The sequence below is a fragment of the Coleofasciculus sp. G1-WW12-02 genome (genome assembly GCF_040219735.1).
In the GTDB taxonomy this organism is placed as follows: domain Bacteria; phylum Cyanobacteriota; class Cyanobacteriia; order Cyanobacteriales; family Coleofasciculaceae; genus Coleofasciculus.
Genome location: NZ_JAVJRX010000038.1, coordinates 18,941 through 33,936, shown reverse-complemented (window position 1 = coordinate 33,936; position 14,996 = coordinate 18,941). Strand labels below are relative to the sequence as shown.

The 14,996-nt window shown below is 46.2% G+C and carries 14 protein-coding genes; 9 read left to right on the top strand and 5 right to left on the bottom strand.

What is annotated here, in order from left to right; genetic code table 11:
* The first annotated feature begins 247 nt into the window (after window positions 1–247).
* Entirely contained in the window at window positions 248–1,351 is a 1,104-nt protein-coding gene (locus RID09_RS06750; protein ID WP_446335178.1) for a CobW family GTP-binding protein, read from the top strand.
* A 286-nt stretch (window positions 1,352–1,637) separates the two neighbouring features.
* On the opposite strand, the gene RID09_RS06745 is transcribed toward RID09_RS06750, so the two are convergent.
* Entirely contained in the window at window positions 1,638–1,877 is a 240-nt protein-coding gene (locus tag RID09_RS06745) for a hypothetical protein (protein WP_446335177.1), read from the bottom strand.
* A gap of 15 nt (window positions 1,878–1,892) precedes the next feature.
* On the opposite strand from RID09_RS06745, the gene RID09_RS06740 reads away from it, so the two are divergent.
* The 4 genes from RID09_RS06740 (at window position 1,893) to RID09_RS06725 (ending at window position 5,667) form a co-directional block, all read left to right on the top strand.
* Window positions 1,893–2,033, top strand: coding sequence for a hypothetical protein (locus RID09_RS06740; protein WP_446335176.1), 141 nt, complete (start codon window positions 1,893–1,895; stop codon window positions 2,031–2,033).
* A gap of 75 nt (window positions 2,034–2,108) precedes the next feature.
* Entirely contained in the window at window positions 2,109–3,455 is a 1,347-nt protein-coding gene (locus RID09_RS06735) for a 16S rRNA (cytosine(967)-C(5))-methyltransferase (RefSeq protein WP_446335175.1), read from the top strand.
* A gap of 142 nt (window positions 3,456–3,597) precedes the next feature.
* Window positions 3,598–4,020, top strand: a complete 423-nt coding sequence (locus RID09_RS06730) for a tellurite resistance TerB family protein (RefSeq protein ID WP_446335174.1) — start codon at window positions 3,598–3,600, stop codon at window positions 4,018–4,020.
* Window positions 4,021–4,422: 402 nt separating this feature from the next.
* Complete coding sequence (locus tag RID09_RS06725; protein WP_446335173.1) at window positions 4,423–5,667, top strand: S-layer homology domain-containing protein; 1,245 nt, start codon at window positions 4,423–4,425, stop codon at window positions 5,665–5,667.
* Between the two features lie 90 nt (window positions 5,668–5,757).
* Here the strand turns inward: RID09_RS06725 and RID09_RS06720 are convergent, their stop codons facing one another.
* Complete coding sequence (locus tag RID09_RS06720; RefSeq protein ID WP_446335172.1) at window positions 5,758–7,188, bottom strand: GAF domain-containing sensor histidine kinase; 1,431 nt, start codon at window positions 7,186–7,188, stop codon at window positions 5,758–5,760.
* Window positions 7,189–7,676: 488 nt separating this feature from the next.
* Between RID09_RS06720 and RID09_RS06715 the strand changes: the two genes are divergently transcribed.
* The 3 genes from RID09_RS06715 to RID09_RS06705 all read left to right on the top strand — a co-directional run bounded on the left by RID09_RS06715 (window position 7,677) and on the right by RID09_RS06705 (window position 12,086).
* The gene (locus RID09_RS06715) at window positions 7,677–7,994 is read left to right on the top strand and encodes a DUF3155 domain-containing protein (RefSeq protein ID WP_446335171.1); all 318 of its coding nucleotides are present in this window, start codon (window positions 7,677–7,679) and stop codon (window positions 7,992–7,994) included.
* Window positions 7,995–8,226: 232 nt separating this feature from the next.
* Window positions 8,227–9,267: an ATP-binding protein gene (locus tag RID09_RS06710; protein WP_446335170.1), complete on the top strand. Its 1,041-nt coding sequence runs from the start codon at window positions 8,227–8,229 to the stop codon at window positions 9,265–9,267.
* 524 nt (window positions 9,268–9,791) lie between these two features.
* A complete protein-coding gene (locus tag RID09_RS06705; protein ID WP_446335169.1) occupies window positions 9,792–12,086 on the top strand; it encodes a carotenoid oxygenase family protein in 2,295 nt (764 codons plus the stop codon).
* A gap of 100 nt (window positions 12,087–12,186) precedes the next feature.
* Here the strand turns inward: RID09_RS06705 and RID09_RS06700 are convergent, their stop codons facing one another.
* From RID09_RS06700 to RID09_RS06690, 3 genes are read right to left on the bottom strand one after another with little or no spacing between them, the layout of a single operon-like run.
* Window positions 12,187–12,567, bottom strand: coding sequence for a hypothetical protein (locus RID09_RS06700; RefSeq protein WP_446335168.1), 381 nt, complete (start codon window positions 12,565–12,567; stop codon window positions 12,187–12,189).
* A 20-nt stretch (window positions 12,568–12,587) separates the two neighbouring features.
* The gene (locus tag RID09_RS06695; protein WP_446335167.1) at window positions 12,588–12,998 is read right to left on the bottom strand and encodes a DsrE/DsrF/TusD sulfur relay family protein; all 411 of its coding nucleotides are present in this window, start codon (window positions 12,996–12,998) and stop codon (window positions 12,588–12,590) included.
* A 17-nt stretch (window positions 12,999–13,015) separates the two neighbouring features.
* Window positions 13,016–13,333 carry a DsrH/TusB family sulfur metabolism protein gene (locus RID09_RS06690; RefSeq protein WP_446335166.1) on the bottom strand — a complete coding sequence of 106 codons (318 nt, stop codon included), beginning with the start codon at window positions 13,331–13,333 and terminating at the stop codon, window positions 13,016–13,018.
* Between the two features lie 697 nt (window positions 13,334–14,030).
* Between RID09_RS06690 and RID09_RS06685 the strand changes: the two genes are divergently transcribed.
* Window positions 14,031–14,924 (top strand): D-alanyl-D-alanine carboxypeptidase, encoded by an 894-nt coding sequence (locus tag RID09_RS06685; RefSeq protein ID WP_446335165.1) that lies wholly within the window; start codon window positions 14,031–14,033, stop codon window positions 14,922–14,924.
* Window positions 14,925–14,996 lie beyond the last annotated feature (72 nt).

The following is a 14,996-nucleotide window of genomic DNA, read 5'->3' as shown; positions in this document are numbered from 1 at the left end:
TCAATATTTTGATGAAAGCGTTGCGAGGTCTTGCACAACTACCGTCGGGCAGACGGAAAGTTACGCCTGGGGATGAGATGACCCCCTGCTCTTGTGGGGAAACCCAAAGGAGTAAGGTTGCTCGACGAGCCAGGAAACCCCATCAGTAATGATGGGAATCCCTACCCTCAGCAGATCCTTTGCAGGCTCAGGAGGGTGGGGAGGATGTCAAATTCTGACGTTTAAAGACAGTTCAACATAGCGCCTTATGCAATCAATCACAACTCAGTCTGCATCCGACCCAACCTTGGACGCTCCGAAACATGGCTTACCTGTGACGATTATTACAGGATTTCTCGGTAGCGGCAAAACTACGCTGCTTAATCATATCTTGAGCAACCAAGAAGGTGTCAAGACTGCCGTTTTAGTCAATGAGTTTGGGGAAATCGGCATTGATAATGAACTCATTGTTACCACCGGGGATGACATGGTGGAACTGAGTAATGGTTGTATTTGCTGCACCATTAATGAAGATTTAGTCAATGCCGTTTACAAGGTGCTCGAACGGGAAGACAAGGTGGATTATCTGGTGGTAGAAACCACAGGATTAGCAGATCCCCTACCCGTCGCCCTCACGTTTCTGGGAACAGAACTGCGAGACATGACTCGCCTAGATTCAATTGTCACAACGGTAGACTGTGAGAATTTTAGTTTGGATCTATTCAATAGCGAAGCGGCATATAGCCAAATTGCTTACGGCGATATCATTCTACTCAATAAAATCGACTTAGTTGATGAAGGTGATGTAGACGCCTTAGAGGTAAGAATTCGCGAAATTAAAGAAGGGGCGAGGATTATTCGCACCACTCAATCCCAAGTGCCATTACCGCTGATTTTAAGTGTAGGGTTGTTTGAGTCAGATCGGTATTTTGATGAGTCGTCGGAGCATGACCATGATCATCACGAGCATGAGCATCACCATGACCATGATTGTGAGCATGAGCATCACGATCATGAGCATCACCACGATCATGATCACTCCCATCACTTAGAAAATGATGGGTTTACCTCGATTTCCTTCCAGAGTGATAAACCTTTCAATATTCGGAAGTTTCAATATTTCCTGGACAATCAACTGACAACGAATATTTTCCGGGCTAAGGGAATTCTCTGGTTTAATGAAAGTCCAAATCGCCACATTTTCCACCTCAGTGGTAAGCGGTTTAACATTGAAGATGATCGGTGGAAAGGGGAGAAGAAAAATCAATTGGTGCTGATTGGTCAAGATTTAGACCATGATAAGTTGTACCAGCAGCTTGAAAATTGTCTCTGTTTACCCTCGGAAAATCGCGGTAAGGGATTTGGCAAATAAGGTGTTCTGTCGGGGTTGGTTTTGAAGCAGGCAACGCCTGGTAGAGACGTTGCAGGCAACGTCTCTACAACAGTTCGCTGGTCTTAATCGATGTGTATACTGCTATCCTCAAAAAGCCCCCCTTTTGAAGGGGGGTTGGGGGGATATAAACTGTCGCAACCAACGCAAAAATCCCCAATACCTCATCCAAATTCAAAACCATTTTGCTTAGGGTTTAATCAAGCGTCGCTTTTTTGTACTCCTGGATCATACAAAATCCGGCTTTGGTTTCAAAGGAATCCAGATATCAGGGAATACCGACGTGATCGAGTCCCTGCAAGAGTTGGATTTCTCGTTGATAGGCTTTGAAACCTGACCAATCTGAACCCGCCTGAGCAAACAAAAATCGCTTAATCACAACGGGTTGCTGGGTTTTATTATCCTTTGCCAAGTAGGTGATGCGTCCACCAGCACGATTTCGCCCTAGTTCTCGCATCTTATGATAGCGAGGGCGGGGAGTTGATGGTGTGGGTGAGGAGTTGTTCATGATTCCTGGGATGACGTGACGATAACTAGACGGTCACAGGAGTTAAGGTTATATCGTCATTGTGGCTTGTTTTCAAATGCGATCGCTATTGTCGAAGCCACCGGAGACGCGATCGCACTTGCTCTTTTAAATTTAGAACCTTTGTACTACAATTAAGATGTGGCAACCCTGGAGCCTTCTGTCTTCTTATACTAGACTGTCCCATCGTTAATGACAGTGCTTCAAGTGATTATGGCAAATCCTCGCCAACTTGCATTCCTCGCCCTACGAGATGTCCACAGCCACGGTGCATTTACAGATATTGCATTAGATCGAGTGCTTCGTAACGCTACTCTCAACCGTGCCGATCGCGCTTTGTTAACTGATTTAGTCTATGGTACTACCAGACAAGCCCGCACCCTTGATGCCTTAATTGACCAACTGGGTAAGAAAAAAGCCCACCAGCAGCCCCCCGACTTGCGCCTAATTCTGCATCTGGGCTTATACCAATTACGCTATCTGCAACGCATTCCCCCTTACTCCGCCGTTAATACCAGCGTGGAACTGGCTAAAGCCAATCAATTAAAAGGATTAGCTGGGGTAGTTAATGGGGTGCTGCGACAGTACGCACGTCTGAAATCCAATCCCCAATCCTATGATCCCTTGCAGTTACCCCCCCACCCCATCCAGCGCCTGGGTACTCTCTATAGTTTTCCCGATTGGATAATCGAAGTGTGGTTAAATCAACTGGGAATCGAGGAAACAGAAGCCCTTTGCCAATGGTTCAACCAACCGCCAACCCTTGACTTGCGGATCAATCCCTTGAAAGCTTCTATCGATACTGTAGAGACAGCGATGCAAGCCGCAGGTGTTCAAGTTCAGCGCCTTCCCCAGCTTCCCCAAGCCTTACGCCTAAAAGGAAGTACAGGTTCAATACAAAAGCTTCCTGGATTCAACGAGGGATGGTGGACAATTCAAGATAGTAGCGCTCAACTGGTGAGTCATTTACTCAATCCCCAACCGAATGATGTTGTCATTGACGCCTGTGCTGCTCCAGGAGGTAAAACAACTCATCTGGCTGAACTCATGTGCGATCGCGGTACAATCTGGGCATGTGATCAAGCCGCTTCTCGCCTGAAAAAACTCCAAGCCAATACCCAACGGCTACAATTACAATCCATTCAAATCTGCACAGGCGATAGCCGCGATTTCCCCCAATTTACCCAGACAGCCGATGCTGTCTTACTCGACGCCCCCTGTTCTGGCTTAGGGACACTGCACCGTCGCCCTGATATCCGTTGGCGTTGTACTCCAGCCAGAGTTCAGGAACTTTCTGTACTGCAAGGCGAACTATTAACTCAGACAGCTACCTGGGTTAAACCTGGAGGCGTGCTAGTTTACGCCACCTGTACCTTGCATACCCAGGAAAATGAAGCCGTGATTCAAGCCTTTCTTGAACGTCATCCCCACTGGTGTACCGATGCACCCCCGCCGACACTCTCCGCTTTTTCTACCCCTCAAGGCGGGCTGAAAGTCTTACCCCATCAGCATCAGATGGATGGCTTTTTTATGGTGAGATTGAAGAATATAGGAGATTAGCCTTATGTCTTATGTCCTTTGTCCTTTGTTATGGATAGCCATTCCCTGTTTCCTGCTCATTAGTAAAGATTAGAACGTCTAAGCGCATTTTTGGGAACAGTTCTGATATAGATAGAGCAGAAGTTCTTTGTAGAAAAACGTCATGGTTACAGACTCTCATGTCAAACAGCTTGTGAAGATTCTGATTGGTGCGGCTTGGATAGATGGTCGAATTCAGCCAGAGGAACGGGAGTATCTGCGCCGAGTCGCCCAGCAATCCGGTGTGGATGAAGATCCAGACATTCGACCCCTGTTGAATGAACTCAAATCGGTGTCTAGTAACCAGTGTTATAGATGGGTGCAAGAGTATTTGGGTGATCATCCTAGCCAAGAGGATTATCAGGGCTTGATTGAAGCGATTAGTGCCTTAATTTACAGCGATGGCGATGTGGATACTGAGGAAGCTAAACTTCTCACTCGCTTACAGCTTCTCGATCCCGCCCAGACTTCCCCCAAGTCCACTCAGAATAATGTGCTTAAAGCCATTCAAAAGCTCTACCACCGTTGGATTGACCAGCAAACTTAGTCCTTTGTCCTTTGTCATTCGTCCTTAAGGAACAGGGAATAGGGAACGGGGAATGGGGAACAGGATCAGGTAGAGTGTTGACTCAAGTCCTTCTGGTCACTCATCATTCCCTTTACCTTGCCCCCTTTTTCCCTTGAAGCCTTGGAGCGCTGGAGCCTTGTCTGCACCATTTCCCCCATCTTTTCTCCTTTACCCTAAGAGTCGGTAGGGTTTTTTTTTATCGGAAACTAATTGTCCTTAATGATCGTCATTATCTTTTAAAATGTTCCCAAATACAGTGACCACGAGAACATTTTTTTGCTAAAGTTTATCCAATTAATAGGTTGGAAAATTTTAGGAACATCTGGAATCCTAAACGGTCTAGTTATTTAACAAGACGATTTGTGTTGGAGAACGCCTTTTATGTCTAACTTTCTTCCCTGGCAATCTGGAACCGCTGCATTTTTAGCCCTTGGATTAACGGCTGGTGCGATCGCTCCCTTCGTTACAGGTGCATCAGCGCTTGCCCAAACCACAAGTTTCTCAGATGTTTCTTCTAGCTACTGGGCTGAAGACTTTATTACAGAATTAGCACAACGGGATATTATTTCCGGTTTTCCGGATGGCACATTCCGACCTGATGCTCCCGTAACTCGCGCCCAGTTTGCGGCTATGCTGCGTAAGGCAAATCAAGCCTTTAATAAAGCCAATCAACGGGGAGCAACGAATTTTGTCGATGTTCCTTCAAGATACTGGGCGTATTCTGCGATCCAAGATGCTTATAAAACGGGATTTTTAACGGGTTATCCGGGTAATGTTTTTAGACCCGAACAAAATATTCCTCGTGAACAAGCCTTAGTTTCATTGGCAAATGGCTTAAATTATGCCGCGAATTCAACCAATGTATTAAGTTACTACAATGATGCGTCTAGCATTTCTAGTTGGGCGCGGACGCCAATAGCCGCCGCTACAGAAGAACGCTTGGTGGTGAATTATCCGAACGTTAAATCGTTAAATCCCCAGCGGAATGCTAGTCGTGCTGAAGTCGCTGCATTTATTTACCAAGCCCTAGTGAGTGAAAATCAAGCGCAAGTTGTCAGTTCTCAGTACGTAGCTGATCCGACGCCTGTTGTTCAAAATTTCACGATTCCTGCGGGTACAACTATTCCAGTTAAGTACATCCGAGAGAAAATTTTAATTGCCCAAGAAGACGAACAATTACCCTTGACGTTAACAGTTGATGCTAATATCACAACCTCTGATAACAAGGTGCTGATTCCTGCGGGTAGTGAGGTTGTGGGTACGTTGCGTTCGACCAATGGTGGCGCTCAATTTATCGCCGAGAAACTAGTGATGAATGGTAAGCAGATGAATATTGATGCTTCGTCTGAAGTTATCACCACAACAGAAACAATAAGTCAAGGTAGTAATACAGGTACTCTGCTCAAAAATGCTGCACTTGGTACAGCGGCGGCGGCGGCGATTTCGGCGGTAACAGGAGATCGAGCGATCGCGACGGAAGAACTGTTGATTGGTGCGGGCTCTGGTGTAGCGTTAAGCTTAATCCAGCGCTTCCTCGGTCGCAACAGTGTTGATCTGATTGTGATTCAACCGGATACCGATTTGGATCTCAAACTAGATAATAACTTAGTCATCAGCGCCAACTAGATCACCATAGTGTAGAGACGTAGCATGCTACGTCTCTACACGTTAACGATGTGTGGCTTTCCAGATAGGTGTTTTCGGTGTTTTTTTACTTCATGATTCATGAATGGGTAACCAAACCACAAAGGTTGTTCCCTGGCTTGACTCCTCCCCCGAACTTTGAATCGCGGCGTCTAACTGAGATTGTTTCCACAGTGACTGCGCCGGACTAAATACCTCGATTTGACCCTGCATTTGTTCAATCAGTGCTTTGGCGATCGCTAACCCTAAACCACTCCCTGGAATCCCTGTGTTGGCTTGTATTCCCCGATAACGCCGCTCAAATAAATGCTCGATGTCTTGGGGCACAATCCCCAAACCCGTGTCAGTAATCGCAATTCCTACCATTGTCCTCGTCTCATCATCGGGTTGAGCCACACCTGCTTCCACATCAATTTGTCCCCCGGCTGGCGTGTATTTTAAGGCATTGTCAATTAAATTATTCAAGACTTCTCGTAACGCCTTAGCATTAGCCCGAACAGGGGGTAAGTTTTGGGGAATCGAATAGCGTAATTCTAAATCACGTTCTCCTGCGATCGCTTGGGCGGAAATGAGCAGGGGTTCTAATACTTCAGTGACGGTGAACGACTCGACAATTAGGGTTTTGCCCGGAAGCAGAGGAATGGCTGGTGCGTCTGTATCCGGTTCTGAGTTAACGACAGAAGCTATTTTCCCATTCTCGTCGGGTTCAGGGAGTGGACAAGTCGCCGCGCTAGCTAACGCGGGTAAGGTTAGGGGTTCACTTGTCGGTGCATCCTGATCTAAGCACTCGTCAAAATCTTGCAATAAATCTTTCAAGCGATCGCTCTCCCGCACAATACTAGCTGCAACGTTATGATTTTGATCATCGGGTTGCAGTCGATTGAGTAGCAGCTTGCCAAAGGTTCGCAATGCGGTTAAAGGATTGCGAAATTGATGCAGGATATCATCAAGCCGATCCCTTTGCTGTGCCTGTAGACGGCGTTGCTGAGTCCATTCCTGCTCAAACCAAGCCCGACGCCGATCCATTAAGTAGGCAAGTGTCAATGTCCCAGCTATGCGTTCAATCGCGGTTTGTTCTTTGTCATTCCACGGTCGATCCTCGCGACTTGTCACTAATAATCCCATGACTACCCCTTCATGGATCAGGGGCAAAACTATTTGCCGTCCTTGAGATAAGGGATAGTTGTCCTGATAAAGTGAGGTGGAATCTGGGATAGGGTGATCGTCACAGGGTAGAGGTAAAAGGTGAGGTACAGCTTCAGCAAGGCGGGGAATTGTGTCCAGTGAACTGATGCGATCGGGCAATGCTAACTCAGCATCGTCCTCTTCCCAGATTGCCGCTTCTGGATAGACTACTACCGGAATCAGTTTAGGTTGCGCGGCTTCGTCTAGCTCATCTGTTGTTAAATATACCGCACTCAACGCCGCGCCTAGACTTTGAGTGAGGACTCCGACCTGTGATTGACACAAGGCGACAAATTCTGAACTAGCAGGAATGAACATGAGGATTGCGTGATCACCAGCAGAGGGCTTTTACAACAGAACTCAGCAAAGGTTCCTTTTCTATAATGTCGAACAATTGACACAACTGGCTATCGCCCCAAGGATATAAGATGAAATGGGGAATAGAGAACTCTTCACAGGGAACAGGATCATGTATAGTGTTGGCTTCTCTGGTTAACTCACCACTTCCTCATCTCCCCCCTGCACCACTTCCTCATCTCCCCCCTGCACCTCTGCCCCTCTGCCCCCCTGCCTCTGGAGCCTCTCTAGGGGTTCTTTGTGAAGTTTTTTAACGAAAAATTAAATTTTATGGTAGTGATTGGGGCGGGATCATCGCTCAAACCCTTTTTTTTACTTAGTCTTGAGACATTTTAGGTATATCTATCAGAGCATAAAAAGATATTGATATTTCAGACTCAAGCAGATATACTTGCGACGGCTTTTGTAACTAGCATTACAACTGTCGGCAAAAAGAGGAGGTAAAGAGGTTGGCAAGAAGACGTAAGCGCAAGAGTCGCCGCCGCCAAGAGGGGCGCAAAATCCTAGAGCATGTGCCTCAGTATAATATAGAAAGCGGTGAAGATAAACCGGTTACAGCAGCACGTAAATATATTCAATCAGCCGGGATTATTCCGCCTGCTTTGCTACTAGTTAAGCGAAATGAGCATACGACAGACCGTTATTTCTGGGCAGAAAAAGGTTTATTTGGCGCTCAATATGTTGAGGAAAACCATTTTCTATTTCCCAGTCTGCGGGTGCTTGAGGCTCCCGTAGAAAAGGCTGTAGTTGCGGCTCCAAGCCGCTGACCGAGCCAGACTGTACGGATTGATCAGTGAGTGCTTTGACACTCATCATCGGCAATTCGTCTCATTCCTGCTAGGGGGGTGGGATGAATTGCCTAATTTTTTTGGTCATGTTAAGTTTCGGCTAGGATAAAAAGTCTCCAAAGCAGAGGGAGAGAAGGTAAGGGTCAAGGTGGCAAGGTAGAAGAAAATGATAACTGTTGAGTATGCTTGTCGAGTCATTTTCCTCTGATTCATGAGTTCAGTGCAACCGTCTTGTCCATTTATAGTCGGTGTAACGATCGCGGACTCCCGATTTTTTGTGGGACGCCAAGAGGAGTTGCAACGGATTGTCTCTCAGATGACAGGTGTCCTACCGGGTAGCTTGAATGTAGTGGGGCGCAGACGAATTGGCAAATCCTGGCTTCTCTATCATTTTTGTCAAACGTATCAGGAGTACCTTTCTCAACCCCATCGGTTTATTAGCGTTTATCTTTCGCTGCAAAATCCCCAGTCTCATGGGGAAGAAGGATTTTATCAGGTAGTTGGGCGAGTGTTGTGGAATCATCCCCAAGTGCAGCGTCAACCGGGGTTAGTTGAGGCGCTGAGGGTTCAACAGTTTAACCGCTTGGCATTTAGTAGCGCCATGGGACATTGGAAACGCCAAGGGGTGTTAGCGGTACTCTGTTTAGATGACTTTGAAGTGCTGATGCGCCATTATCGGGACTTTGATGATGGATTCTTTGATAACCTGCGATCGCTAATCGATAGTGGCGCGTTGATGGTGGTGGTGGCGTCTCCCCGAAAGTTGGAATATTACCAGCATCGGTATCGTCTCACCTCGCCATTTTTTAAGTTGAGTCAGGTGTTGGCGTTGGGAGAATTGCGGGAAGAGGAGGCGTGGGAATTAGTGAGTTTATCGGATACTCAGGGAAAGGAGGGACAAGCCGCATTGAGTCCCCAGGATCAGAAATTGGCAAAGCAGTTGGGGGGTACTCATCCCTTTTTATTGCAGTTAGCTGGAAGTTTACTATGGGAAGCACGTCAGCAGAGGCGAGATATAAATTGGGTTAAGGCGCGGTTTGAGGTAGAAGCAAGGCGCACTCCTGGATATAGTTTTGAATTGCACCAGTTACCGCTTCCGTTGCAGGTATTAGTTAGGTTTCCCTTGAATTTAGGGCGAATGGTTAGGGGGATTCGGGGGACGGTGGATGAGATTGGTAATTTGATGGTGGGGACGGCTATTTTAATTGGAGTTATTTTAGTTGTTTTGGTGCTATTGAGGTTATTGTTTTAGACATTACCAATAATTAAAACTTTTCGTTCTCTACAATTTCAATTAGCTTTTTGTCACTTAACAGAAATTAACTGGTGAGAAATTGGTGAGAAGTATTCGCAATTACTGAGGAAGTTACGTCGTTTCAGCCTTATGTTAAAGATTTTTTGTATCCAATTTGCAGTATTTTAGTTTTTCGCCAAGCTCAACCCCTTGCTTTAGCGTCGCTTGAGCCGCATTTTCTCAAGACATGGTGCAGACGCGATCGCACCTTTAATGCATGTATTTTTGTAAAGAACAAAGGAGTGTTTTGACAAAATAGATAATTTGTAGTGATGAAGCTATCCAACGTTTAGGTAGAAATCCACAAAAAGGTCTGTTAAGGATGTATATTAACAAGCATGTCAAGATAACAGAGCTGACCCTTGAGCCATTGATTGCCACTGTCCCGGAGGATAGGGTCGCAAGAATCCTACGGATGGTAGACCGATTAATCAAACTGGCTCATCAATAATGTTTCATTTGAGAGTAATCAGGAGCCTTTTATGTCATTCAAAGTCACTGGACGAGTTTACGAATCCGAAAGTGGTTTAGGGATTCCTAACCTAATAGTCGAAGCCTTTGATAAAGATATCGTCAAGAGCGATAACTTGGGATATGTGAAAACCAATAGTCAGGGACAATTTGAAATTACCTATACAGACGCAGATTTCCAAAGCCTGTTTGAACGGTTTGAAGGCAATCCCGACTTATATATTGTTGTCCAAACACCGGATCGTGCCAAAATTGTATACACCAGTGAGAAAAACGTTCGTCCAGATGCAAGTACGGATGAATATTTTGATGTACCCATTCCCCGCTCCACCTTTCTGGCAAACAAGGAAGAGTGGCTCAAAAATGAGCGGCAGTTGCTAAAACTCCTGATTGGGGTTGCTTGGATTGATGGGGTACTCGAACCGAAAGAACTCGAATTTTTGCAGCGAGTGGCAAATGAAAAAGGATTGACAGACGATCCAGAAATTAAATCCTTATTATCAAATAACCAGCCCGTACCGCGTGATGAGTGTTATCGCTGGTTAAAAGCTTATTTAGGAAATTATCCCAGCGAGGAAGATTTTCAGGAACTATATGAAGCTTTCAACGCCCTCATGTATTCTGAAGGAGCGTTAGACGAACAAGAACAGGAACTGATAAAATCACTAAGCCTCGCCACCACCGCCCCATCTGGGACTCGCCCCAATACGCTTCAGCAGCGCTTCATGAGCGTTTTAATGGATAACGAATTCTTGGCTAACGTCCTACAAATGGAGCGCTCATCAATCGCTAGTGACGTAGCCAAAGGTGCGGGTTACTATGCGCGGGTTCCTTACGGAATCCTGAGTCGCCTCAGCCTGACGGCAAACGTCAAAGCCCTCGCTGAGGATATGGCAGATTTTTATTTGACGGACAACTTTGCCCCAGTCAAACAAGAAGTGACTGCCGATAATTTAACCGTCATTGGCGAACTTCCTCAGGAACTTTCGGGGATGTTTCTTCGCAATGGTCCTAACCCTCAATTTCCCCCCATTGGACTCCACCATTGGTTAGACGGGGATGGAATGCTGCACGGCGTTCACATTAGCAATGGCAAAGCTAGCTACCGTAACCGCTACATCCAAACCGAAGGGTTTTTCCAAGAGAAAGCCGCCGGGAAATCCATTTGGCCCGGACTGCTGAACCTACCTCGGTTTGATTCCCCTCACGGTTTGATGATGAAGAATACCGCCAACACCGCCTGTGTGTGGCACGCAGGTAAACTACTGGCGCTGTGGGAAGCTGGCGCCCCCTATCAAATCCGACTTCCTGACTTAGAAACGGTTGGCGTGTATACTTTTAACGACAAACTCGCTTCCACGTTTACGGCACACCCCAAAGTTGACGCCGTGACGGGTGAAATGATTGTATTCGGTTTTGCCCCCATTGCTCCCCCTTACCTGGAATACAGCGTCGTTTCCAAAGAAGGCGAACTGTTGCGAACAGTACCGATTGATATTCCCGCCCCGGTGATGATGCATGATTTTGCCATTACCGAAAACTATACGCTGTTTCTGGATATGCCCCTGACATTTCGCCCCATGCGAATTATGTTGGGTCAGCTACCGATTAAATTCGAGGCTCAAAACCCCAGCCGCATTGGTATCCTACCCCGCCATGGCGATAACCGGACAATCCGCTGGTTTAAGATTTCTACCTCTATGCTCTACCACGTTGGTAACGCTTGGGAAGAAGGGGATGAAGTGGTACTCCTGTCCACCCGCACACCTGATACCTATCTGTTTATTCCTCAAGAAGATAATGGTGAAGGTGGGGACACTGAATTTGAACATTTCCGCATGTATCGCTACCGGATTAATTTAGTAACGGGTGCGGTGAAAGAGGAACTTCTCAATGATCTTGATGTCGCCACAGAATTTCCGCGCATCAATGATGATTTTACGGGTCGGAAAACACGGTATATGTACGCTTCCCGACAGGCAACCTATATGAGACCCCGACTCTTATTAGACGGTCTAATTAAGTATGACGTAGAAACAGGTAGCTCTCAGATTCATGAATTTGGTCGGGGACGGTTTGGCGGTGATAGTGCCTTTGCCCCTCGTCCGGGTGGAACAGCTGAGGATGATGGCTGGTTGCTGACGATGATTTGGGATGCTGTAGAAAAACGGTCTGAATTATGGGTCATTGATGCTCAAAAGTTTACCAATGAACCAGTGGCACGAATACTCATGCCTCAGCGCGTTCCTTACGGTTTCCACGCCGCCTGGATTTCTGAGGCACAAATGGCAACTCAACAAACTTAACCGTCAACGTCTCTGAGAGAGCACCTTTGTAGAGACGTTGCATGCAACGTCTCTACAAGGCGGATGTATCTTAACCGCTATATTGCCCCCAGCATTATTTTTACCAATGCCAGATTTGATCGTAATTCCCAAATAACCCGGGCAAATCCTGACAGGCAACGTGAGTCAAACCGTTAATCATTTTTCCTTCAGGAATCCCACGAGATTTCACATCATCTACCACAATATAAACCGTAATTCCCTTCTCGATTGCCCGCCGCAAATCTTGATCCAGTTTAGGTGGCTGGGTTTGTGGTTTATCCCCAAACATAAGTCCAGACGCATCTTGCCCACTCACGGCATAATTCACCGCATTTCCCCTCAACAAAATATCTAAATCAGCACCGGCAGCTTTCATCGCTTGAGAAATCCAAACCGAGGGATCATCTTGTTCTTCAATCGTACAGCGATAAGCGGATTCAACTATTTGTAACGCTTTCATCTTACTATCCCTAATCCTTCCTATTTCGTCGCAATAATTAACGTTCCATCCGACTCACTCGCCCATTTCCATAAATCACTCGGCGCACCACGACGACAGCCATCAATCGCATCTTCTACCCCTCGTTCATCCACACAAAGCCCGCAATTAATCCAATCTAATTGACACCCCTTTGCTTTCGCTTTTTCCTGGAGTGCGGCAATCCAATCTTTGGTTAAGGGATGATCTTCTTCCTCCACGCCTCTACCATGAACCGCATTCGCGTGGGGTTTTTGATGAGCAAAGGCTAAAGATACTGCCCCTTCATAAGCAAAAACATTCACATTATACCCTCGCTCAATTGCCTCATGAATCATCCGAAACGCCGTGGTTGTCCTTGCTTGTTCAAAAGGACTATCCATAATCGAAAAGGTTAAGGTTTTGGTACTCATTTTTTACTTATCTTCAGTTACAGCCAAATCGTTTTTTGTCCTTGAGCCATGGCATCAACCACAGCCGCAATACTAGCCACTTGCACGCCATCGCTTAGTTCTGTCTGTGAGATACCGCGTTCTCTCAGAGAAAAATCATCTGCCAATACGTTGACAGTGTTGAGATTGGCTAAACCATTCGCTACCGAAGCACGAGCGGCTAATACGCCATTTTCTACCAGAAACAAGGTGGTTTCATTTCCAGCATTGGCTAAATCTGATGCCAACTGATAATTTTGACTCACTTGGGTTGAATCAAAGGAACTCCTCGATTCAATTAAAAAATACTTTGCCATTCTGTTTGGCTCTCCAACCGATTGAATTAGTCAAATCAAGCAAGCAATGATAATGCCAGGACTCCCAACTATAATACAGGTTCAATTCATTGGCAAGATTGATTTTAATCCACGTTTTTGTGGATTTGTCAATGATTTGATTTTAAAGAATGTTTAATTTTTAAGAGATTACATTCAATTATGTTTATTTTTGTGTAGAAGTGGTGATTCGTCATTAGACAGGGAACAGAGAACAGGATAAGGTAGCATTATCGGTAAAACATCCCTACACCTCAGCACCCCTGCACAATTAGATTAGATAGCGAAGACAGCGCCTACTACGAACCGCGCAGGTTGCCAAAAAAACGGTAAACCGTCCTGATGACAACGTTTTGAGCCAGTAAAACAACCACAGAAATCAAAATGACGGGAACATAATCCCTGTCCCCGGGGTTCTAAGGTGTTCAGTGTTCAGGGATAATTCCTGGCAATTGATGGAGTGGTGTAGAGACGTAGACGGCTACGTCTATCAGTTACCAGTTATCAGTTATCAGTTATCAGCCAATTACTGACCACTGATAACTGACCACTATTTACGCTCACCTACGGAGCTGACTTATCGCGCCGCAATGAGCCGCATCATGTTATCTTGCTCAATTAGCGATCGCGCTTTGCTCATGCTCTCTCACGATGCCCAGATTGTAAAGGCTTGCAGACGATGAAACCAATGAATCCTTGGCAGAAGCAGTCCCTAGCCATGCTCACCGTCGGTGTGATGGCGATGGGTAATGTCATGACTCCCAGCATCGCGAGGGCGACAACGGCGGCTAATTTAACTAAAAGCGCCGACTCGATTGAAATCTTTGTTCCGCCTCCAGAACGTCGAACAAGTGGCGTTTGTCCAGATTTTTTGGGATTTTATATCGACTCAATCATTAATCGTCCCAATTTAGCGGGGGGTAAATGGGGGATTGTCGTGGAATCGGTATCGAATCCTGGGATTTCCTACAGCCACAACGCCAATCAATTTCTTATCCCCGCATCCAATAACAAACTCTTTACCACCGCCGCCGCTTTACAAAGGCTGGATTCCCAAGCCTTAATTCAATCGAAATCGTTAGATGAATGGGTGACAGTAACCAACCAGAGAAGCAGTAACAGCTATGCGGATAGCCTACTACGTTACATTGGTGGACCTTCTGCCGTGAAGCAGATTTTAGCACCCTTAGGTGTTGACCCGAATAGTTTTCGTCAAGTTGATGGCTCAGGTTTATCCCGGCAGAATGTAGCCACGCCGCAAGCATTAATCGCGACATTAAAAGCGATGATGTATGCCAAGGGTAATGATTTATTTTATCGTTCCTTACCCGTTGCCGGTGTGAATGGAACCCTGAGAAATCGCTTGCAGTTACCTGAAACTCAAGGCAGAATTCGGGCGAAAACGGGGACATTACGAGGAGTGAGAAGCCTGTCTGGGTATTTGGAACATCCCTATTATGGGACGATTTTGTTTAGCATTATGGTGAATCAACCATCTCAGTCGGGACAGGTATTAGTTGGGGCGATTGATGAAATTGCCTTGCGCTTGGCTCAGTTAACGCCTTGTCAGTAATCTTTGCTGTCAGTAGTCGGAGGAAATAGTCTAGTCCGCGCAGGCGGACGAAAGTTTGTGTAGCTGCAACTT